This window comes from Nocardioides piscis (genome assembly GCF_011300215.1).
GTDB lineage: Bacteria > Actinomycetota > Actinomycetes > Propionibacteriales > Nocardioidaceae > Nocardioides > Nocardioides piscis.
Window position 1 is genome coordinate 2,857,864 of sequence record NZ_CP049866.1, and the last position, 19,190, is coordinate 2,877,053.

19 protein-coding genes are annotated in these 19,190 nt (G+C 71.3%); all 19 read left to right on the top strand.

Annotation, left to right across the window (positions count from 1 at the left end):
• Positions 1 to 168: 168 nt before the first annotated feature.
• Entirely contained in the window at positions 169 to 1,296 is a 1,128-nt protein-coding gene (carA, locus tag G7071_RS14000; RefSeq protein ID WP_166319753.1) for a glutamine-hydrolyzing carbamoyl-phosphate synthase small subunit, read from the top strand.
• Positions 1,296 to 4,580 (top strand): carbamoyl-phosphate synthase large subunit, encoded by a 3,285-nt coding sequence (carB, locus tag G7071_RS14005; protein ID WP_166319755.1) that lies wholly within the window; start codon positions 1,296 to 1,298, stop codon positions 4,578 to 4,580. Before carA ends, carB begins: the two co-directional genes overlap by 1 nt.
• Positions 4,577 to 5,599, top strand: a complete 1,023-nt coding sequence (locus tag G7071_RS14010; protein WP_166319757.1) for a quinone-dependent dihydroorotate dehydrogenase — start codon at positions 4,577 to 4,579, stop codon at positions 5,597 to 5,599. The genes carB and G7071_RS14010 overlap by 4 nt, the downstream gene beginning before the upstream one ends.
• A complete protein-coding gene (locus G7071_RS14015) occupies positions 5,592 to 6,407 on the top strand; it encodes an iron-sulfur cluster-binding protein (RefSeq protein WP_166319759.1) in 816 nt (271 codons plus the stop codon). The genes G7071_RS14010 and G7071_RS14015 overlap by 8 nt, the downstream gene beginning before the upstream one ends.
• Positions 6,404 to 7,240: a tRNA-dihydrouridine synthase gene (locus tag G7071_RS14020; protein ID WP_166319761.1), complete on the top strand. Its 837-nt coding sequence runs from the start codon at positions 6,404 to 6,406 to the stop codon at positions 7,238 to 7,240. The genes G7071_RS14015 and G7071_RS14020 overlap by 4 nt, the downstream gene beginning before the upstream one ends.
• Positions 7,237 to 8,061: an orotidine-5'-phosphate decarboxylase gene (gene pyrF, locus G7071_RS14025; protein ID WP_166319763.1), complete on the top strand. Its 825-nt coding sequence runs from the start codon at positions 7,237 to 7,239 to the stop codon at positions 8,059 to 8,061. Before G7071_RS14020 ends, pyrF begins: the two co-directional genes overlap by 4 nt.
• Positions 8,058 to 8,501, top strand: a complete 444-nt coding sequence (locus tag G7071_RS14030; RefSeq protein WP_166319765.1) for a hypothetical protein — start codon at positions 8,058 to 8,060, stop codon at positions 8,499 to 8,501. Before pyrF ends, G7071_RS14030 begins: the two co-directional genes overlap by 4 nt.
• 93 nt (positions 8,502 to 8,594) lie before the next feature.
• Positions 8,595 to 8,921 carry an integration host factor, actinobacterial type gene (gene mihF / locus G7071_RS14035; RefSeq protein WP_166319767.1) on the top strand — a complete coding sequence of 109 codons (327 nt, stop codon included), beginning with the start codon at positions 8,595 to 8,597 and terminating at the stop codon, positions 8,919 to 8,921.
• Between the two features lie 23 nt (positions 8,922 to 8,944).
• A complete protein-coding gene (gmk, locus tag G7071_RS14040) occupies positions 8,945 to 9,499 on the top strand; it encodes a guanylate kinase (RefSeq protein WP_166321149.1) in 555 nt (184 codons plus the stop codon).
• A gap of 58 nt (positions 9,500 to 9,557) precedes the next feature.
• The gene (gene rpoZ / locus G7071_RS14045) at positions 9,558 to 9,896 is read left to right on the top strand and encodes a DNA-directed RNA polymerase subunit omega (protein WP_166319769.1); all 339 of its coding nucleotides are present in this window, start codon (positions 9,558 to 9,560) and stop codon (positions 9,894 to 9,896) included.
• On the top strand, positions 9,893 to 11,104 hold the full coding sequence (gene coaBC / locus G7071_RS14050; RefSeq protein WP_166319771.1) for a bifunctional phosphopantothenoylcysteine decarboxylase/phosphopantothenate--cysteine ligase CoaBC: 1,212 nt from the start codon (positions 9,893 to 9,895) through the stop codon (positions 11,102 to 11,104). Before rpoZ ends, coaBC begins: the two co-directional genes overlap by 4 nt.
• 93 nt (positions 11,105 to 11,197) lie before the next feature.
• On the top strand, positions 11,198 to 12,400 hold the full coding sequence (gene metK, locus G7071_RS14055) for a methionine adenosyltransferase (protein ID WP_166319773.1): 1,203 nt from the start codon (positions 11,198 to 11,200) through the stop codon (positions 12,398 to 12,400).
• A 70-nt stretch (positions 12,401 to 12,470) separates the two neighbouring features.
• A complete protein-coding gene (locus G7071_RS14060) occupies positions 12,471 to 14,483 on the top strand; it encodes a primosomal protein N' (protein ID WP_166319775.1) in 2,013 nt (670 codons plus the stop codon).
• Positions 14,484 to 14,520: 37 nt separating this feature from the next.
• The gene (locus G7071_RS14065) at positions 14,521 to 14,958 is read left to right on the top strand and encodes a hypothetical protein (protein WP_166319777.1); all 438 of its coding nucleotides are present in this window, start codon (positions 14,521 to 14,523) and stop codon (positions 14,956 to 14,958) included.
• 121 nt (positions 14,959 to 15,079) lie between these two features.
• Positions 15,080 to 15,625 (top strand): peptide deformylase, encoded by a 546-nt coding sequence (gene def / locus G7071_RS14070; RefSeq protein WP_166319779.1) that lies wholly within the window; start codon positions 15,080 to 15,082, stop codon positions 15,623 to 15,625.
• Entirely contained in the window at positions 15,625 to 16,554 is a 930-nt protein-coding gene (fmt, locus tag G7071_RS14075; protein ID WP_166319781.1) for a methionyl-tRNA formyltransferase, read from the top strand. Before def ends, fmt begins: the two co-directional genes overlap by 1 nt.
• A 35-nt stretch (positions 16,555 to 16,589) precedes the next feature.
• Entirely contained in the window at positions 16,590 to 17,414 is an 825-nt protein-coding gene (locus G7071_RS14080; protein WP_166319783.1) for a LamG domain-containing protein, read from the top strand.
• A 16-nt stretch (positions 17,415 to 17,430) separates the two neighbouring features.
• Positions 17,431 to 17,847 (top strand): MmcQ/YjbR family DNA-binding protein, encoded by a 417-nt coding sequence (locus G7071_RS14085; protein ID WP_166319785.1) that lies wholly within the window; start codon positions 17,431 to 17,433, stop codon positions 17,845 to 17,847.
• On the top strand, positions 17,840 to 19,159 hold the full coding sequence (locus G7071_RS14090; protein ID WP_166319787.1) for a transcription antitermination factor NusB: 1,320 nt from the start codon (positions 17,840 to 17,842) through the stop codon (positions 19,157 to 19,159). Before G7071_RS14085 ends, G7071_RS14090 begins: the two co-directional genes overlap by 8 nt.
• Positions 19,160 to 19,190 lie beyond the last annotated feature (31 nt).

Below are 19,190 nucleotides of genomic sequence, written 5' to 3' on the forward strand. Positions count from 1 at the left end.
AGGTATGTGTCAACCTTGCCCTGAGTTGCTCCGGATCCGTGCCTCGACGCGACGTGGTCTCGGACACAGTCGCCCTGGCAGGGGTCGCCCGGTCCCGCTGATAGGGTCGGCGCAAGCTTGAACATCCTTTAACGATCCGTCCTGTGAGGCGGAGAAGGAGGTACGGCGTTGCCTTCTCGCGCGCCTGCGCTGCTCGTCCTCGAGGACGGGCGGTCTTTCACCGGATACGCCTTCGGCGCCGAGGGGGAGACCTTCGGCGAGGCTGTCTTCTCCACCGGCATGACCGGCTATCAGGAGACGCTCACCGATCCCAGCTATCACCGCCAGGTCGTCGTCATGACCGCGCCGCACGTCGGCAACACGGGCATGAACGACGAGGACACGGAGTCGTCGAGGATCTGGGTCGCCGGCTACGTCGTGCGTGACCCGGCCCGGATGCCGTCCAGCTGGCGCTCGAGTCGCAGCCTGGACGACGACCTGCGCGACCAGGGGGTCGTCGGCATCTGCGACGTCGACACCCGGGCCCTGACTCGCCACCTGCGAGAGCGCGGAGCCATGCGCGTGGGCATCTCGTCCACCGAGACCGACCCTCGGGCACTGCTCGCCCGGGTGCTCGAGTCGGGAGAGATGACCGGTGCCAACCTCAGCGAGGCGGTCTCGACCCCCGAGGCCTACGTCGTGCCGGCGGTCGGCGAGCGGCGCTTCACCGTCGCCGCCATCGACCTCGGCATCAAGTCCAACACCCCGCGGATGATGAGCGAGCGCGGGATCGACGTGCACGTCCTCCCCGCCACGGCGACGATCGAGCAGGTCGAGGCCGTGGCACCCGACGGACTCTTCTTCTCCAACGGACCGGGCGACCCGGCGGCCACCACCGGCCAGGTCGAGCTCCTGCAGGCGGCGCTGGAGCGCGAGATCCCCTACTTCGGGATCTGCTTCGGCAACCAGCTCTTCGGTCGCGCCCTCGGCTTCGGCACCTACAAGCTCAAGTACGGCCACCGGGGGATCAACCAGCCGGTGATGGACCGCACCACCGGCAAGGTCGAGGTGACTGCCCACAACCACGGCTTCGCCGTCGACGCGCCGCTGGAGGGCGAGACCCAGACGCCGTACGGCAAGGCCAGCGTGAGCCACGTGTGCCTCAACGACGACGTGGTGGAGGGGCTGGAGCTGCGTGACGACGCGGGCAACCTGAAGTCGTTCTCCGTGCAGTACCACCCCGAGGCGGCGGCCGGGCCGCACGACGCGGCTTATCTCTTCGACCGGTTCGTATACCTCATGGAAGGGCGTGCCTGATGCCCAAGCGCGACGACATCAAGTCGGTCCTGGTCATCGGCTCCGGGCCGATCATCATCGGCCAGGCATGCGAGTTCGACTACTCCGGCACCCAGGCCTGCCGGGTGCTCAAGGCGGAGGGGTTGCGGGTCATCCTCGTCAACTCCAACCCGGCCACGATCATGACCGACCCGGAGTTCGCTGACGCGACCTACATCGAGCCGATCACCCCCGAATACGTCGAGAAGGTGATCGCCAAGGAGCGCCCCGACGCGCTGCTGGCGACCCTGGGCGGACAGACCGCGCTCAACTGCGCGATGGGCCTCGACGAGCAGGGCATCCTGGAGAAGTACGGCGTCGAGCTGATCGGCGCCAGCATCGAGGCGATCGACCGCGGCGAGAACCGCGAGGTCTTCAAGAAGATCGTGGCCGAGCTCGGCGGCGAGAGCGCCCGCAGCGTCATCTGCCACTCGATCGAGGACCTGCTGGCCGCGGCCGACGACCTCGGCTACCCGATGGTCGTGCGCCCGTCCTTCACCATGGGCGGCACCGGCTCCGGCATGGCCTACGACGAGGAAGACCTGATCCGCATCGGTGGCTCCGGCCTGGCTGCCAGCCCGACCACCGAGGTGCTCCTCGAGGAGTCGATCCTGGGGTGGAAGGAGTACGAGCTCGAGGTCATGCGCGACACCGCCGACAACGTGGTGATCATCTGCTCGATCGAGAACCTCGACCCGATGGGGGTCCACACCGGCGACTCGATCACCGTGGCCCCGGCCATGACGCTGACCGACCGCGAATACCAGAAGATGCGGGACCTCGCGATCGCGATCATCCGCAGCGTCGGGGTCGACACCGGCGGGTGCAACATCCAGTACGCCGTCAACCCGGAGGACGGTCGCCTGATCGTCATCGAGATGAACCCCCGGGTGAGCCGCTCGAGCGCGCTGGCCTCCAAGGCCACCGGCTTCCCGATCGCCAAGATCGCGGCGAAGGTCGCCATCGGCTACACCCTCGACGAGATCCGCAACGACATCACGCAGGAGACGCCGGCGTCCTTCGAGCCCTCGCTCGACTACGTCGTGGTCAAGGTTCCGCGCTTCGCCTTCGAGAAGTTCCCGGGCGCCGACCGGACGTTGACGACCCACATGAAGAGCGTCGGTGAGGCGATGGCGATCGGGCGCAACTTCACCGAGTCGCTGCAGAAGGCGCTGCGGTCCCTGGAGAGCAAGGAGTCGCTCTTCGACTTCGCGGGCCCCGTGGGCGACCTCGCCGGGCTGCTGGAGGCCTCGGCCACGCCGACCGACGGCCGGCTCAGGACCGTCATGGACTCGATCCGCGCCGGCGCCACGCCCGAGCAGGTCTTCGACGCGACCAAGATCGACCCGTGGTTCGTCGACCAGCTCTTCTTGATCAAGGAGGTCGCCGACGAGATCGCGGCAGCGACCGACCTCGACCACCAGACCCTGCGACTGGCCAAGCGGCACGGCTTCTCCGACGCCCAGATCGCCGGTATCCGGGGGATGCGCGAGGACGTCGTCCGCGGGGTCCGGCACGCCCTGGGCCTGCGCCCGGTCTTCAAGACCGTCGACACGTGTGCCGCCGAGTTCGCCGCCCGCACGCCCTACCACTACTCCTCCTACGACGAGGAGACCGAGGTCCAGCCCCGGGCCGAGGGCAAGGAAGCGGTGATCATCCTGGGCAGCGGCCCCAACCGCATCGGCCAGGGCATCGAGTTCGACTACTCCTGCGTCCACGCCAGCCTGGCCCTCCAGGAGGCCGGCTACGAGACGATCATGGTCAACTGCAACCCCGAGACGGTCTCCACCGACTACGACACCAGCGATCGCCTCTACTTCGAGCCGCTGACCCTCGAGGACGTCCTGGAGATCGTCCACGCGGAGACGCTCGCCGGCCCGGTCGCCGGCGTGATCTGCCAGCTCGGCGGGCAGACCCCGCTCGGGCTCGCCCAGGGCCTGGCCGACGCGGGTGTGAAGATCGTCGGCACCAGCCCCGAGGCGATCCACCTCGCCGAGGAGCGTGGAGCCTTCGGCAAGGTGCTCGCCGACGCCGGGCTGCCTGCCCCCAAGCACGGGATGGCGACGTCGTACGCCGACGCGAAGCGGATCGCGGACGGCATCGGCTATCCGGTGCTGGTGCGCCCCTCCTACGTCCTCGGCGGGCGTGGCATGGAGATCGTCTATGACGACGACCGGCTGCGCTCCTACATCGAGAGCGCCACCGAGATCAGCCGCGAGCGTCCGGTGCTGGTCGACCGGTTCATCGACGACGCCGTCGAGATCGACGTCGATGCGCTCTTCGACGGCGAGGAGCTCTTCCTGGGCGGCGTCATGGAGCACATCGAGGAGGCCGGCATCCACTCGGGTGACTCCTCCTGCGCGCTGCCCCCGATCACCCTCGGTGACGGCGAGATCGAGCGGATCCGCCGCGCCACCGAGGCCATCGCCCGCGGCGTGGGCGTGCTCGGACTGCTCAACATCCAGTTCGCCTGGGCCTCCGACGTGCTCTACGTCCTCGAGGCAAACCCCCGCGCGTCGCGGACGGTGCCGTTCGTGTCCAAGGCGACAGGCACCCCGTTGGCCAAGGCCGCCGCGCGGGTCATGCTCGGCGAGTCCATCGCCGACCTGCGTGCCGCAGGGGTGCTGCCGGAGCGCGACGGCGGGCAGCTGCCCGCCGACGCCCCCATCGCGGTCAAGGAGGCGGTGATGCCCTTCAACCGGTTCAAGACAGCCGAGGGACGCAACGTCGACACCGTGCTCGGACCGGAGATGAAGTCGACCGGCGAGGTGATGGGCTTCGATGCCGACTTCGGCACCGCCTTCGCCAAGGCCCAGACCGCCGCGTTCGGACCGCTCCCCACCAGCGGGCGGGTCTTCGTCTCGGTGGCCAACCGTGACAAGCGCAACATGATCTTCCCGATCAAGGTGCTCGCCGACCGTGGCTTCGAGATCTTCGCCACCGAGGGCACCGCAGGTGTGCTGCGACGCAACGGCGTCAAGGTCACCGTCGTGCGCAAGCACCACCAGGGCGAGGGACCGGCGGGGGAGAAGACCACGGTCCAGCTGATCCGAGACGGCGACATCGACCTCGTCATCAACACGCCCTACTCCACCGGCGGCTCGGCTCGCCTGGACGGCTACGAGATCCGCACCGCCGCCGTGCTGGCCAACATCCCGTGCATCACGACGGTGCAGGGCCTGGGGGCTGCGGTGCAGGGCATCGAGGCGCTCGCGGCCGGCGAGATCGGCGTCCGCAGCCTGCAGGACTGGAACGCCCGGCTGTGACGGTCCGGCCCTATCGGCTGCTCTTCGACCACGCGCTGGCGCGCACCGACCCCGAGCGGGCTCACCACGCGGCGTTCGCGGCGCTGCGGGCGGCGGCCCCGGTCACCGGTCGGCTGCCCCGGGTGCGCGGACAGCAGGTCGAGGCAATGGGCTTGCGCTTCTCGCACCCGCTCGGGCTGGCAGCCGGTTTCGACAAGAACGCCGTCGGCATCGATGCGCTCGGCGCGCTGGGCTTCGGCCACGTCGAGATCGGCACCGTCACCGCCGAGCCCCAGCCGGGCAACCCCCGGCCCCGGCTCTTCCGGCTGCCGGCTGATCGCGCCGTGGTCAACCGGATGGGATTCAACAACGACGGCGCCGAGGTCGTGGCTGCCAGGCTGCGCAGCCGTGGCCGACGGCCAGGGCCGGTGCTCGGCGTCAACATCGGCAAGACCAAGGTCGTGCCGGAGGAGCAGGCCGTCGCCGACTACGAGAAGAGCACGGCCCTGCTGGCGCCGTACGCCGACTATCTCGTCGTCAACGTCAGCTCACCCAACACCCCGGGACTACGAGACCTCCAGGCCGTCGACAAGCTCGCCCCGCTGCTCACCGCGGTCCGGGCCCGCGCCGACGACGTGACCGAGCACCGGGTGCCTCTCCTGGTCAAGATCGCGCCCGACCTCAGCGACGACGACGTGCTGGCCGTCGCGGACCTCGCCCTCGATCTCGGTCTCGACGGGGTCATTGCGACCAACACGACCATCGGTCGCGACGGACTGGAGACCGACCGCGCGGTCGTCGAGCAGATCGGCGCGGGCGGCCTCTCGGGGGCGCCGCTGCGGGAGCGCGCCGACGACGTCATGCGCCTGCTGCGCGGCCGTGTCGGCCCAGACCTGACCCTGATCGGCGTCGGCGGGATCACCACCGCAGCCGACGCGCAGGCACGGCTGGCTGCCGGCGCCACCCTGCTGCAGGGCTACACCGCCTTCATCTACCAGGGACCGTTGTGGCCCAGGACGGTGGTGAAGGGGCTTGGCTGACGAGCGCGACCCCCTGCACGTCGCCGGCGAGGTGCTGGCGACCAGGAAGGCGGGCGCCTACCGACTCCTGACGATCGCCGCCCCCGGCATCCCCCAGCGGTTCCGGGCGGGCAACTTCGTCGCCGTGAGCGTCCAGGGGGGACGACTGGCGCGCCGGTCGCTGTGGATCCACCGGGTCAAGGAGGCCGGCGCCTTCGGCCCGACCCTCGACGTGGTGGTGCACCCCACCGGCCCCGGCACCACCTGGCTCGCCGGACTGCCCGTCGGTGCAGCGATCGAGGTCACCGGACCCCTGGGCCGGCCGTTCGCCCTGCCGCGCGAGCCGGTCGCCTGCGTGCTGGTCGGTGAAGGACATGGCGCCGCGCCGATGTTTCCGCTCGCCGAGCGGCTGCGCGAGCGTGGGTGCGCCGTCAGCCTGGTGGTGTCGGCACCCGACGAGTCACGCCTCCTCTCGGCGCTCGAGGCGCGCCGCTCGGCCCGTTCGGTCACGGTCATCACCGGCGACGGGTCGGTCGGCGTGCGCGGCGACGTCGCCGGCGAGATCCACGGCGTGCTCGAACGGACGGACGCCGACGTGGTCTATGCAGCCGGTTCCCACGCGACGCTGCGGGCCGTGGCCGCGGCCGCCGAGCAGCGAGGGGCCTGGAGCCAGGTGGGCCTGGAGACGCCGCTGCCCTGCGGCACCGGCCTGTGCCACGGCTGCCCTGTCCCGGTCATCAGTGAGGACGGGGTCTCCCGCCTGGTCAGGGCCTGCGTCGACGGGCCGGTGGTCCGTGGTGACCGGGTGGACTGGGAGGCCCTGGCGTGAGCGCCTCGACGGACGCGGGCAGGGGCTTCGGCCCGGTCATGGTGGCGAGCGGCTGCGGTGGCACGGGGCGTGAGCTCGCCGCCTTCGCCGACTTGGCCGGTCTCGACTTCGTGACCCGCTCGATCACCCTGGACCCCCGCAGGGGCGGCCCCTCGCCGCGCATCGCGGAGACACCCAGCGGCCTGGTCAACGCCGTCGGTCTCGACAACCCGGGCCTGGAACACTTCCTGGCCACGGAGCTCCCTCTCCTGGTGCGCGCCGGTGCCCGCGTGTTCGTGTCCGTCGCCGGTGCAACGCTGGGCGAATACGCCGACCTCGCCCGCCGGCTCTCGCGGGCGCCGGGTGTCGGGGGACTCGAGGTCAACCTCGGCGCGCCCGACCAGGTCGGCCAGGGCCTCTTCGAGGTTCGCGAGCCCTTCCACGCCGCCAGCGTCGTCGCCGCCGTACGCCGTGAGTTCCCGGCCGACCTCCCCGTCCTGGCCAAGCTCCGCCCCGACCTCACGCGGGTCGTGGAGGGCGCCAGGGGCGTGCTCGACGCCGGCGCCACGGCCGTGGTGATCGGCAACGCCGTGCCCGCCTCGATGCCGGATGGCCGCCCGGCCGGACTGACGGGGCCGGCGATCATGCCGGTGGCGTTGCGCTGCCTGGCCGAGGTGACTGCCGAGCTGGGGCCCGTGCCGCTGATCGGGGCCGGCGGGATCACCGACGCCGCCGACGCGCGCCGCTTCCTCGACCTGGGAGCGATGGCGGTGCAGATCGGCACCGCGCTCCTCCACGACCCGACGACCGTGACACGTGTGCGCGCAGCACTGACCCGAGAGGAAACCCGATGAGGTTCGGCAGCAGGCTCCACGAGGCGATGGACGCCCGCGGCAGGATCTGCGTGGGCATCGACCCGCACGCGTCCCTGCTGCACGACTGGGGGCTCGACGACGACGTGGCGGGGCTCGAGCGGTTCGCCCTCACCGCGGTGGAGGCGATCGCCCCCGAGGTGAGCGTGGTCAAGCCGCAGAGCGCGTTCTTCGAGCGGTTCGGCTCCCGCGGGGTCGCCGTCCTCGAACGGGTGATCGCCGACTCGCGGGCGGCCGGGGCGCTGGTGCTGCTGGACGTGAAGCGCGGCGACATCGGCTCGACCAGCCAGGCCTACGCCGACGCCTACCTCGATCCTGCCTCTTCGCTGGCCAGCGACGCGATCACCGTGAGCCCGTTCCTCGGCTTCGGCTCGATCGAGCCGATGATCGACACCGCCCGGCGCCACGGCGCCGGGGTCTTCGTGCTGGCGCTGACGTCCAACAAGGAAGGCCCCGAGGTGCAGGCTGCGCGGACGCCGAGTGGGACCGTGGCGGGTGACGTGCTCGCCCGGCTGGCCGAGCTCAACGCGGGCGCCACCCCGATGGGCGACTTCGGAGCGGTCGTGGGCGCCACCATCGGCAGCACCGACGAGCCGCTCGACTTCAACGGCCCCGTGCTCGCCCCGGGCTTCGGTGCCCAGGGCGGGACCGTGGCCGACCTGCGCCGGATCTTCGGCGGCGCGGTGCGCAACGTGCTGCCGAGCTCGTCGCGCGAGGTGCTGGCAGCCGGGCCGGACCTGCGTGCGCTGCGGGCCGCCGCCCGGCAGGCAAACGAGGCCGTGGCCACGCTGGGGGAGGCGTGAGAGGCCCGGTCGGCCTGGTCTCGCTGGTGCTGGCGGCGAGCCTGTTGGTCGGCTGCGGAGGTGACGACCGCGGTGACTACTGCCAGGCCGTGGAAGAGCACCAGCGCGAGCTCGGCGAGCTCGATCCGAACACCGACCCAGGGGCGATCTTCACGGCCCTGGAGCACTACCGGGCGCTTGCCGAGGAGGCGCCGAGCGACATCCAGGACGAGTGGACGCAGGTGATCACCCGGATCGAGGCGGTCGAGACTGCGCTCGAGGACGCGGGCGTCGACCCCTCGACCTTCGATCCGCAGGAGACGCTCAAGGAGCTCTCCAAGGAGGAGCGTCAGGCCGTCACCGGGGCCGGGCGCGACCTGGGGGACGACCAGACGCGGCAGGCGATGGAGGGGCTCAAGCAGCAGGCCCTCGACGTCTGCAAGACGCCCCTGACGCAGTGAGCGACGTCCAGCGGGTGGGGCAATTGCCTGCCGCGTCGCGTTCTGACTAGATTGGCGCCGACCGACGTCCGCGAGCTGAAGAAGGATCTCTACGTGGCTCTGCCCGAACTCACTCCCGAGCAGCGCCAGGCCGCCCTCGACAAGGCTGCCGCCTCGCGCCGCGAGCGCGCCGAGGTGAAGAACCGCATCAAGAACTCGGGAGCCTCGATCGCCGACGTCCTGCGCGAGGGCAAGGAGAACGAGGTCATCGGCAAGATGCGCGTCGTCGAGCTGCTGCAGGCGATGCCCGGTCTGGGCAAGGTCCGCGCGCGCCAGGTCATGGAACGGCTGAGCATCGCCGAGAGCCGACGCGTCCGCGGTCTGGGGATCAAGCAGGTCGCCGCCCTGGAGCGCGAGTTCGGCCCGCACGAGCCCTCGTGAGCGGCACCCAGCGATCCCGGTTGATGGTGTTGGCGGGTCCGACCGCGGTCGGCAAGGGAACGGTCGCGGCCGAGGTGCGTCGCAACCACCCCGAGGTGTGGATCTCGGTCTCCGCCACGACGCGGCCACCGCGCCCCAACGAGGAGAACGGCGTCCACTACTGGTTCGTCTCCGATGCCGACTTCGACGCGATGACCGAGCGGGGCGACCTGCTGGAGTGGGCGACCGTGCACGGCACCCATCGCTACGGCACCCCGCGCGGGCCGGTCGAGCTCGCGCTGGCGAGCGGGCATCCCGCGATGCTGGAGATCGACCTGCAGGGTGCACGACAGGTGCGCGAGACGATGCCGGACGCCTTGTTCGTCTTCCTCAAGCCACCCTCGTGGGACGAGCTGGTGCGCCGGCTGGTCGGCCGGGGCACGGAGACGCAGGCCCAGCAGGAGCGTCGGCTCGCCACTGCTCGCGAGGAGCTGGCCGCCGAGAGCGAGTTCGACGTCACCGTGGTCAACCATGAAGTTCACGCCGCAGCCGACGAGTTGGTAGCCTTGATGATGGCCGGGGCACCGGAGCGTTCCTGAGCGCCCGTCTACCCCGTTCTCCTGCACCATCTCATCAACCCATGAAGAGGCTCGAGCTGTGTCTGCCCCCACCATCGCCGCCGAGGGCGTCACCAACCCCTCCATCGACGACCTGCTCACCAAGACCGACAGCAAGTACAAGCTGGTCCTCTACAGCGCCAAGCGCGCTCGCCAGATCAATGCCTACTACTCCCAGCTCGGCGAGGGCCTGCTCGAATACGTCGGCCCCCTCGTCGACACCGTCGTCCAGGAGAAGCCGCTCTCGATCGCGCTGCGCGAGATCAACGACGACCTGCTGACCTGTGAGGACGTCGACCCCGCCGAGCTCGCCGCCGAGGAGGCCGCTGCTGCGGCCGCCCGCGCCGAGGCCCAGGCGCAGTTCAACGCCGTCGAGTGAACCCTCGGGTCGTTCTCGGGGTCAGCGGCGGCATCGCGGCATACAAGGCCTGTGAGCTCCTGCGCCGCTTCACCGAGTCCGGTCACGACGTCACCGTGGTGCCGACCGCCGCGGCGCTCGCCTTCGTCGGCGCGCCCACGTGGGCGGCGCTGTCGGGCAAGCCGGTGTCGAGCGAGGTGTGGGCCGACGTCCACGCCGTGCCCCACGTCCAGATCGGTCAGCGCGCCGACCTCGTGGTCGTCGCACCGGCCACCGCCGACCTGCTGGCCAAGGCCGCTCACGGCCTGGCCGACGACCTGCTCACCAACACCCTGCTGACCGCACGCTGCCCGGTGGTCTTCGCGCCGGCGATGCACACCGAGATGTGGGAGCACCCCGCGACCGTCGCCAACGTGGCCACTCTGCGCGAGCGCGGTGCCGTGGTCATCGAGCCCGCGGAGGGGCGGCTCACCGGGGAGGACACCGGCAAGGGACGCCTGCCTGACCCGGCCGAGATCTTCCACCTCGCCCTCGACGTGCTGTCTCGTGGGGTGAGTGCTCCCGACCTGGCTGGGCGCCACGTCGTGGTCAGTGCCGGCGGGACCCGCGAATACCTCGACCCGGTGCGATTCCTGGGCAACCGGTCGTCGGGCCTCCAGGGCTATGCGCTGGCCCGGGTTGCAGCCGCCCGCGGCGCCGAGGTCACCCTGGTGGCGGCCAACGTCACCCTGCCCGATCCCGCGGGCGTCAAGGTCGTGGCCGTCGAGGACACCGCGCAGCTGCGCGATGCGGTCCTCGCGGCCGCTGTCAGCGCCGATGCTGTGGTCATGGCGGCTGCACCGGCCGACTTCCGCCCGGTCACGGTCAGCCAGGACAAGATCAAGAAGGCCGAGGACGGCTCGTCGCCCGCCATCGTGCTCGAGCAGAACCCCGACATCCTCAAGCACCTCGCGTCCCAGACCCCGCGCCGGTCGGTGGTCGTCGGCTTCGCAGCCGAGACCGGCGACCCGTCCGGATCGGTGCTGGAGCTCGGGCGGGCCAAGCTGGCCCGCAAGGGCTGCGACCTGCTCGTCGTCAACGACGTCAGCGGGGGTGGGGTCTTCGGCAGTCCCGACAACGAGGCAGTGATCCTCGGCGCAGACGGCAGCCAGGTCAGCGTGCCCCTGGGCACCAAGAGCGCGCTCGCGCAGGTCATCTGGGACGAGGTCGCACGCCGCCTCGGCCCCTGAGGGCCTGTGATTCGCGCGCTGAGACGCCCATCTTGCATAGTGGGCGCCCCGTATCGTTGGGACAACTGAGCACCCCTTGACAGGAGCACCGCTGTGGCTGGACGCCTCTTCACCTCGGAGTCTGTGACCGAGGGTCACCCGGACAAGATCGCTGACCAGATCAGCGACACGGTCCTGGACTACCTCATGGCCAACGACCCCAACCGCGAGAACCTGCGGGTTGCCGTCGAGACGCTGCTGACCACCGGGCTGGTCGTCGTGGCGGGCGAGGTGCGCACGGAGGCATACGCCCCGGTGGCCGACCTCGTCCGGGCCAAGATCCTCGAGATCGGCTACGACTCCTCCGACAAGGGCTTCGACGGCGCCTCGTGCGGTGTCCAGGTCGCCATCGGCGGCCAGTCCGTCGACATCGCGGCCGGTGTCGACGAGGGGATCGAAGCGCGTCTCGACGACTCCGAGGACGACCTCGACAAGCGCGGTGCCGGTGACCAGGGTCTGATGTTCGGCTATGCCTGCGACGACACCCCTGAGCTGATGCCGCTGCCGATCATGATCGCCCAGCGCCTCGCGCAGCGGCTGACCGAGGTCCGCAAGGACGGCACGCTCGCCTACCTGCGTCCCGACGGCAAGACGCAGGTCACCATCGAGTACGACGAGGCTGACCGCCCGGTCCGCGTCGACACCGTCGTGCTGTCGACCCAGCACGCCGAGGACGTCGACCACGCCACGCTCGAGGCCGACATCAAGAAGCACGTCATCGACTCGGTCCTCGCCTCCTTCGAGATCCCCTCCGAGGGCTATCGCATGCTGGTCAACCCGACGGGCAAGTTCGTCGTCGGCGGACCGATGGGCGACGCCGGCCTGACCGGTCGCAAGATCATCGTCGACACGTATGGCGGCATGGCTCGCCACGGCGGCGGTGCCTTCTCCGGCAAGGACCCGTCCAAGGTCGACCGGTCGGCGGCCTACGCGATGCGCTGGGTGGCCAAGAACGTCGTGGCAGCCGGCCTGGCCAGCCGCTGCGAGGCCCAGGTCGCCTATGCCATCGGCAAGGCCGCCCCTGTCGGGGTCTTCATCGAGACCTTCGGGACCGGCATCGTCTCCGACGAGGCGATCCAGCAGGCCGTCCTCGAGGTCTTCGACCTCCGTCCGGCCGCCATCATCCGCGACCTCGACCTGCTGCGGCCGATCTACGCCAAGACCTCCGCCTACGGCCACTTCGGCCGTGAGCTGCCCGAGTTCACGTGGGAGACCACCGACCGGGCCGAGAAGCTCAAGGCCGCGGCCGGCGCCTGAGCATTCCTTCCTCGTTCACCACGGCCCACAGGGCGAGCCGGTGTCAGCCCCCGCTGGTTGAATGCGGCGCATGACCAAGCACGAGGCCGGGCAGGCAGAGATGCTGCCCGGCCTGCGTGCGTCGGTGGCCGATGCGCGGTCCAAGGCGGCGGCGACCAGGGCCCGCAAGGCTGCGGAGTTCGAGCCCGCCGCGGTGGACCCGGTCGCGCGGGTGCTGGTCGACATACCGCTCGCGCACCTCGATCGACCCTTCGACTACGCAGTCCCGGCCAGGGACGCCCGGGCCGCGGTGCCCGGTTCCCGGGTCAAGGTCCGCTTCGCCGGGCAGGACGTCGACGGCTTCGTCGTCGAGAGGGTGGCGACGAGCGACCACACCGGTCGCCTGCAGCCGATCCGCCGAGTGGTGAGTCCCGAGCCGGTCCTGCACCCCGAGATCGCGGCGTTGACTGCGAGCGTCGCCGAGCGATATGCCGGAGCCCGCGCCGACGTCTTGAGGTTGGCAGTCCCACCCCGCCACGCGGGTGCTGAGAAGGAGCCCTCGCCGGCCCCTGTGCAGCCCCCGCAGGACGCCGACCCGTTGGTCTGGTCGCACGTCGAGCACGGTCCGGCCTTCCTCCAGCACCTGGCCGACGGCGGCGCCCCGCGGGCGGTCTGGAACGCCGCCCCGGGCGACGACTGGCCGAGCATGCTGGCCCACGCGGTCGCTGCCACCCTGGCCAGTGATCGGGGCGCCCTGGTCTGCGTGCCCGACCAACGCGACGTTCAGCGGGTCGCCGCTGCGCTCGAGACGACCCTGGGGGAGGGGCACCACGTCGTGCTGGGCGCCGAGAGCGGACCAGCACAGCGCTGGCGCGACTTCCTGGCCGTCTCCCGCGGCGCCCGAAGGGTCGTGGTGGGGACGCGATCGGCTGCGCTCGCTCCGGTGCGCGACCTGGGGCTGGTGGTGATCTGGGACGACGGCGACGACCTGCACGCGGAGCCGCGGGCGCCATACCCCCACGTGCGTGAGGTGTTGACCGTGCGCGCCGCTCAGCAGGACACGGCGATGGTGATCGGCGGCTTCGCCCGATCCTGCGAGGGCGAGCTCCTGGTCCGGTCGGGGTGGGCCGGCGAGCTGGTCAGCGACCGTGCCACGCTGCGCCAACGGGCTCGCGTCGACGTGGTGCCGGCCGAGGACCGGGCGGTGGGGGCGCGCATCCCGCGCACCGCCTTCGACGCGATGCGCGACGGGCTCGCGACCGGGCCGGTGCTCGTCCAGACACCGCGCGCCGGCTATGCCCCTTCTCTGGCCTGCGAGCGCTGCCGGACCCCGGCGCGGTGTGCCGCCTGCGCGGGGCCACTCGGGCTCAGCGGCCCGACGACGCCGCCGACCTGCCGCTGGTGTGGTGTCGCCGACCCGGCCTGGGCGTGCCGGGAGTGCGGCCACAGGGGCCTGCGGGCGCCGGTGCGAGGCGAGGTCAGGACGGCCGAGGAGCTCGGCCGCTCCTTCCCGGGCGTCACGATCCGCAGCTCCAGCGGGGACCGCGTGCTCCCCGAGGTGACCGGGCGCGCCGACATCGTGGTGGCCACCGTCGGCGCCGAGCCGACGGCCGAGGGTGGGTATGCCGCCGTGGTCATCCTCGACACGTGGCTGACCCTGGCGCGCGACGACCTGCGTGCCGAGGAGGAGGCGCTGCGCCGGTGGCTGGGAGCGGCCGGTCTCGTGCGGCCGGGGGGACGGGTCGTCGCGGTCGGCGATCCCGCTCTGCCGGTCCTGCAGGCGCTGGTCCGCTGGGACCCGGCGGGCTTCGCGGGCCGTGAGCTCGCCGAGCGCTCAGCAGCCCACCTGCCGCCCGCCGCGCGGATGGCGACGATCACCGGTGAGCCGGGGGCCCTCGACGACGCGCTGACCCTGCTCGCGCTGCCGGAGGTCGCCGAGGTGCTGGGGCCGGTGCCCGCGGACAAGGACGAGCAGCGCGCGGTGGTGCGCGTGCCCCTCGCCGCCGGTCCGGCTCTGTCGGCTGCCCTCGGCGAGCTCCAGCGCGTTCGCAGTGCGCGGAAGCTCGATCCCGTGCGGATCCAGGTCGATCCCGGGCAGATCTAGTCTGCCCTCTGCTCGCCTGCCGCACTATGGTCAGCCCATGTTCGACATCGGGGTGGCTGAGCTGTTCGTGTTCGGGGGGACGATGTTGGTCCTCACCCTGGTGTGGCGAGCCTGGCGTGCGCGGTGGGTGCGCGTCTCGCAGGAGTGGCGTCCGGCCCTGACCCGCGAAGCGGTCGAACAGGTGCTGTTCATGTCGTTCGCGGCCGCGCCGGGCGCGCAGTGGCGCCCCCAGGCCGACGGCTCATGGATCTACACCGTGCGGCGGGTGCCGTCCTGGGCGATCCTGCTGGGGCTGCTCACGCTGCCCTTCGGCCTGCTCCTGCTGCTGGTCAAGGAGACAGCAGACCTGCATGTGCGCCTCCTCGACGACGGCGGCGCGTGCCTGGTGAGAGCGGTCGGCCGGACACCCGACGCGACGGCGCAGGCACTGGACACCTGGTTGACCCGGATGGAGACGCGGACGCTGTCTGGTTGATCACTCGACCACGTGGAGGATTCAGCCACCGACCGTGGCCGACGCCGTGGGTGCGTGACCTGATCGCTCCACGGCATCCCTAGACTCGGCAGGAGTTCTCGACCTAGGAGTCGCACCAGTCTTGGCAGTCCAGCCCATCCGCCTGTTCGGTGACCCGATCCTGCGCAAGCGCGCGATCGAGGTCGACGACTTCGACAAGGAGGTCCGCACCCTGGTGCAGGACCTCACCGACACGATGCTCGCAGCGCCCGGCGCTGGTCTCGCCGCTCCCCAGATCGGCGTCGGCCTGCGGGTGTTCACCTGGCACGTCGACGGCGAGCTGGGACACCTCGTCAATCCCGAGCTGACGCTCAGTGACGAGACCCAGGACGGTGACGAGGGCTGCCTGAGCCTGCCCGAGATCACCTACGAGTGCCTGCGAGCGCTCTCGGTGGTCGCCACCGGTTTCGACATGTATGGCGAGCCGCAGCGCATCGAGGCATCCGAGCTGCTCGCCAGGGCGATCCAGCACGAGACCGACCACCTCGACGGGATCCTGTTCATCGACAAGCTCGACACGGCGGCTCGCAAGTCGGCGATGAAGGAGATCCGCGAGTCCGAGTGGTTCGGCCTCGAGCAGCCGGTCGTGAAGGTCAGCCCGCACTCCACCTTCGGGTTCGGCCGCTGATGAGGGTCGTGTTCGCCGGCACGCCCGATGTCGCCATCCCTGCCCTCGACGCGCTGGTCGCGTCCGCGCACGACGTCGTCGGCGTCGTCACGCGACCCGACGCCCCCTCCGGACGCGGTCGCAAGCTCGTCGCGAGCCCGGTCGCGCTGCGCGGCGAGGAGCTCGGCCTGCCGGTGCTGAAGCCCGTCCATCCCCGCGAGCCGGAGTTCCAGGAGGCGCTGCGAGAGCTGCGTCCCGACGTGTGCCCGGTCGTGGCCTACGGCGCCCTGCTGCCGCAGTCGGCGCTCGACATCGCCGAGCACGGCTGGATCAACCTGCACTTCTCGGTGCTGCCCGCATGGCGGGGAGCGGCCCCCGTGCAGCACTCGATCTGGGCCGGCGACGAGATCACCGGAGCCACCACGTTCCGCATCGTCAAGGAGCTCGATGCCGGGCCGACGTTCGGCGTGATGACCGAACGGATCCGCCCGACCGACACGGCCGGTGACCTGCTGGGCCGACTGGCCCTGGGGGGTGCCGAGCTGCTGGTCCGCACCCTCGACGGGATCGCGGACGGCTCGCTCGAGGCTCGCGAGCAGTCCGTCGACGGCCTGAGCTTCGCGCCCAAGATCCTGGTCGAGGACGCCCGCGTCGCCTGGACCGAGCCGGCGGTCGGTGTCGATCGACGCATCCGGGCGTGCACGCCGGGCCCCGGCGCGTGGTCGACGTGGGAGGGCGAGCGTTTCAAGATCGGCCCGATCACCGTCGCGACCGGCCGTGAGCGACTCGAGCCCGGTGTCCTCGACGTCACCAAGAACGCCGTCTTCGTCGGCACCGCCAGCGACCCGGTCGAGCTCGGGGAGGTCAAGCCACACGGCAAGAAGCTGATGCGCGCCGCCGACTGGGCCCGCGGGGTCACGGTGCCGGTGGGGGCCCGTCTCGGCGATTGAGCGACGTGGGACGGCCGGGCGTAACGTCGCGTCCCATGCTTTCCCTCGACATGCGCACGCGCCGACTCACTGCCCTGGTGACCACGGCCGTCCTGCTGCTCAGCCCGCTCCTGGTGTCCGGCCCGGCCGGCGCCGACCACGGCGGTGCCGAGCCAGGCCCCGTCCACGCCGGCAAGACCTATGGCTGGTGGAACAAGGGAGTCGTGTGGCGCGAGGAGTTCGAGACGCCATACACCGGCGCGATGGGTCCGCAGTGGCGCGCCAGCGGACCTGGTCAGGTCTGGCACCAGAACGGGATGCTGACCCTCAACGCCACCACCGGCGGCAGCCTGAGCGCCACCCTCGCGGGCGCCGGTGCCGAGGTGGGACGCTGGGAGACACGGCTGCGCAGCCGCCAGTACGGCCGTGGTGATGCCCGCTATCGCGTGCTCGCCGAGCTCGTGCCTGCGGGCGACGCCGACCAGCACTGCGGTGGTCGCAACGTCGCCCTGGCGAGCTATGCGCCCAACGCCAAGCGGGTCGGCCTCTATGCGCGTACCCTGCCCAACCGCGCCCACAAGGCCGCCCACACCGGCATCGACCTGGGCCGCGACCGGTGGCACACCTATGCGGTCGAGGTGACCCGGGAGCGGGTGTCGTGGTTCGTCGACGCGCACGTCGTGTTCAGCGAGCCCCGCGACGAGGCCCTGGCCGGTGTCCCCCTCACGGTGCGCTTCACCATGGCGGCCAAGCCCGGACGGGTGATGAACGTCAGCCGGATGCAGATGGACTGGGTCCGCCACTGGAGCCTCGCGGCGCCCAACACGCTGCCCATCGACGCGCCCGCCACCCGGGCCGGCGTCTTCAACCGCGCCTGCTGACCAGGCTCGCGTCCTCATGACCAGGCCAGCGCGACCCGACGACGTGGACGCGATCTGTGCGGCGCTGCCGCACACGGAGCTCGGCACGTCCTGGGGCGACGTCCCCACCTGGAAGGTGCCGACGGGGGAGAAGGGCAGGGGTTTCGTGCTCTATCGCCACCCACACCCGTCCGCCGTCGATCCGGCGACCGGTGAGGAGTACGACGACCTGCTGGTCATCCGCACCGCCGACGCGGGTGACAAGGCCGCGCTGGTGGAGGACGACTCCACGCCGTTCTTCACCATCGACCACTTCCGGTCCTTCAACGCCGTCCTCGTCCAGCAGTCCAGGCTCGGCGAGCTGAGCCTGGCGGAGCTGACCGAGGTCATCCACGAGGCGTGGCTGGCGGTCGCGCCCAAGCGCCTGGCCAAGGAGTTCCTCGCAGATGGCTAGCCGACAGCGGGTCGACGCCTCCCGGCTGGCGGCCTACGACGTCCTCAAGGCCGTGCGGGTGGACGACGCCTACGCCAACCTGGCGCTGCCCCACGTCATCGCCGAGCACGGTCTCTCCGGGCGCGATGCTGCTTTCACCACCGAGCTGGTCTCGGGGACGATCCGTTGGCAGGGCACCTATGACGCGATCATCGACGCCTGCCTGACCAAGCCACGTCTCGAGGCGAAGGTGCGCGACGCGCTGCGCCTGGGGGTGCACCAGCTGCTTGCGATGCGGGTGCCCGACCACGCCGCGATCAGCAGCAGCGTCGAGCTGATCAGGGCCCGCGTCGGCGTCGGCCCGGCGGGGCTGACCAACGCCGTCCTGCGCAAGGTGAGCGGTCACGACCTCGACGGCTGGATCCGCCGGGTGGCGCCCGACCCGTCGACCGATCCGGTGGGGTTCGCCTCCGTCGCGCACTCCCACCCGCGGTGGGTGGTCGAGGCGTTCACCGAGGCGCTCGGCGGCGCCGACGAGCTCGCTGCCCTGCTGGCGGCGGACAACGCCGCTCCCCGGGTCACCCTGGTCGCACGTCCCGGCCAGGCCGAGGTCGCCGAGCTGCTCGCTGCCGGCGGGGAGCCGGGGAGGCTGTCGCCATACGCCGTCACGCTGGTGGGCGGCGACCCGTCGGCCATCCCCGCGGTGGCCGACGGGCGGGCAGGCATCCAGGACGAGGGGTCCCAGCTGGTCGCCCTGACGCTCGCGCAGGCCGACGTGGTCGGTCGCGATGCTCGCTGGCTCGACGTCTGCGCCGGACCCGGGGGCAAGGCCGCGTTGCTGGCGGCCCTCGCGGCCGAGCGCGGAGCCCTGGTGCTGGCCAACGAGCGACAGCACCACCGGGCGCGACTGGTCGTGCGCGGCGTCCGCGCGTCCTCAGCCGGTCTGCTCGGGGTGGTGACCGGCGACGGCACCAGACCGCCGTGGCGCGAGGAGTCGTTCGACCGGGTCCTCGTCGACGCGCCATGCTCGGGTCTCGGCGCCCTCCGTCGCCGGCCCGAGTCACGCTGGCGCCGTACGCCTGCAGACCTCGACGACCTCGTCCCACTGCAGCGGCGCCTGCTGACGCGGGCGATCGACGCGGTCCGACCGGGTGGTGTCGTCGTCTATGCGACCTGCTCTCCCGTGCTGGCCGAGACGTCCGGGGTCGTGGACGCCGTCCTTGCCGAGCGCGAGGACGCCCAGCTCGAAGCGGTGCGTCAGCTCTGGCCCCACCGTGACGGAACGGACGCGATGTTCATCGCGACGATCCGGCGTACCCACCTTGGGTCTTGAACCGTTCACCTGGCGGTGGTGTGATGCATGG

What these genes read in the sequence shown, in the direction of transcription:
- G7071_RS14085 (WP_166319785.1), top strand. Translation starts at nt 17,431, where the DNA reads ATGACCAGGCCAGCGCGACCCGACGACGTGGACGCGATCTGTGCGGCG.
- G7071_RS14060 (WP_166319775.1), top strand. Translation starts at nt 12,471, where the DNA reads ATGACCAAGCACGAGGCCGGGCAGGCAGAGATGCTGCCCGGCCTGCGT.
- pyrF (WP_166319763.1), top strand. Translation starts at nt 7,237, where the DNA reads ATGAGGTTCGGCAGCAGGCTCCACGAGGCGATGGACGCCCGCGGCAGG.
- fmt (WP_166319781.1), top strand. Translation starts at nt 15,625, where the DNA reads ATGAGGGTCGTGTTCGCCGGCACGCCCGATGTCGCCATCCCTGCCCTC.
- G7071_RS14090 (WP_166319787.1), top strand. Translation starts at nt 17,840, where the DNA reads ATGGCTAGCCGACAGCGGGTCGACGCCTCCCGGCTGGCGGCCTACGAC.
- G7071_RS14065 (WP_166319777.1), top strand. Translation starts at nt 14,521, where the DNA reads ATGTTCGACATCGGGGTGGCTGAGCTGTTCGTGTTCGGGGGGACGATG.
- G7071_RS14080 (WP_166319783.1), top strand. Translation starts at nt 16,590, where the DNA reads ATGCTTTCCCTCGACATGCGCACGCGCCGACTCACTGCCCTGGTGACC.
- carB (WP_166319755.1), top strand. Translation starts at nt 1,296, where the DNA reads ATGCCCAAGCGCGACGACATCAAGTCGGTCCTGGTCATCGGCTCCGGG.
- gmk (WP_166321149.1), top strand. Translation starts at nt 8,945, where the DNA reads ATGGTGTTGGCGGGTCCGACCGCGGTCGGCAAGGGAACGGTCGCGGCC.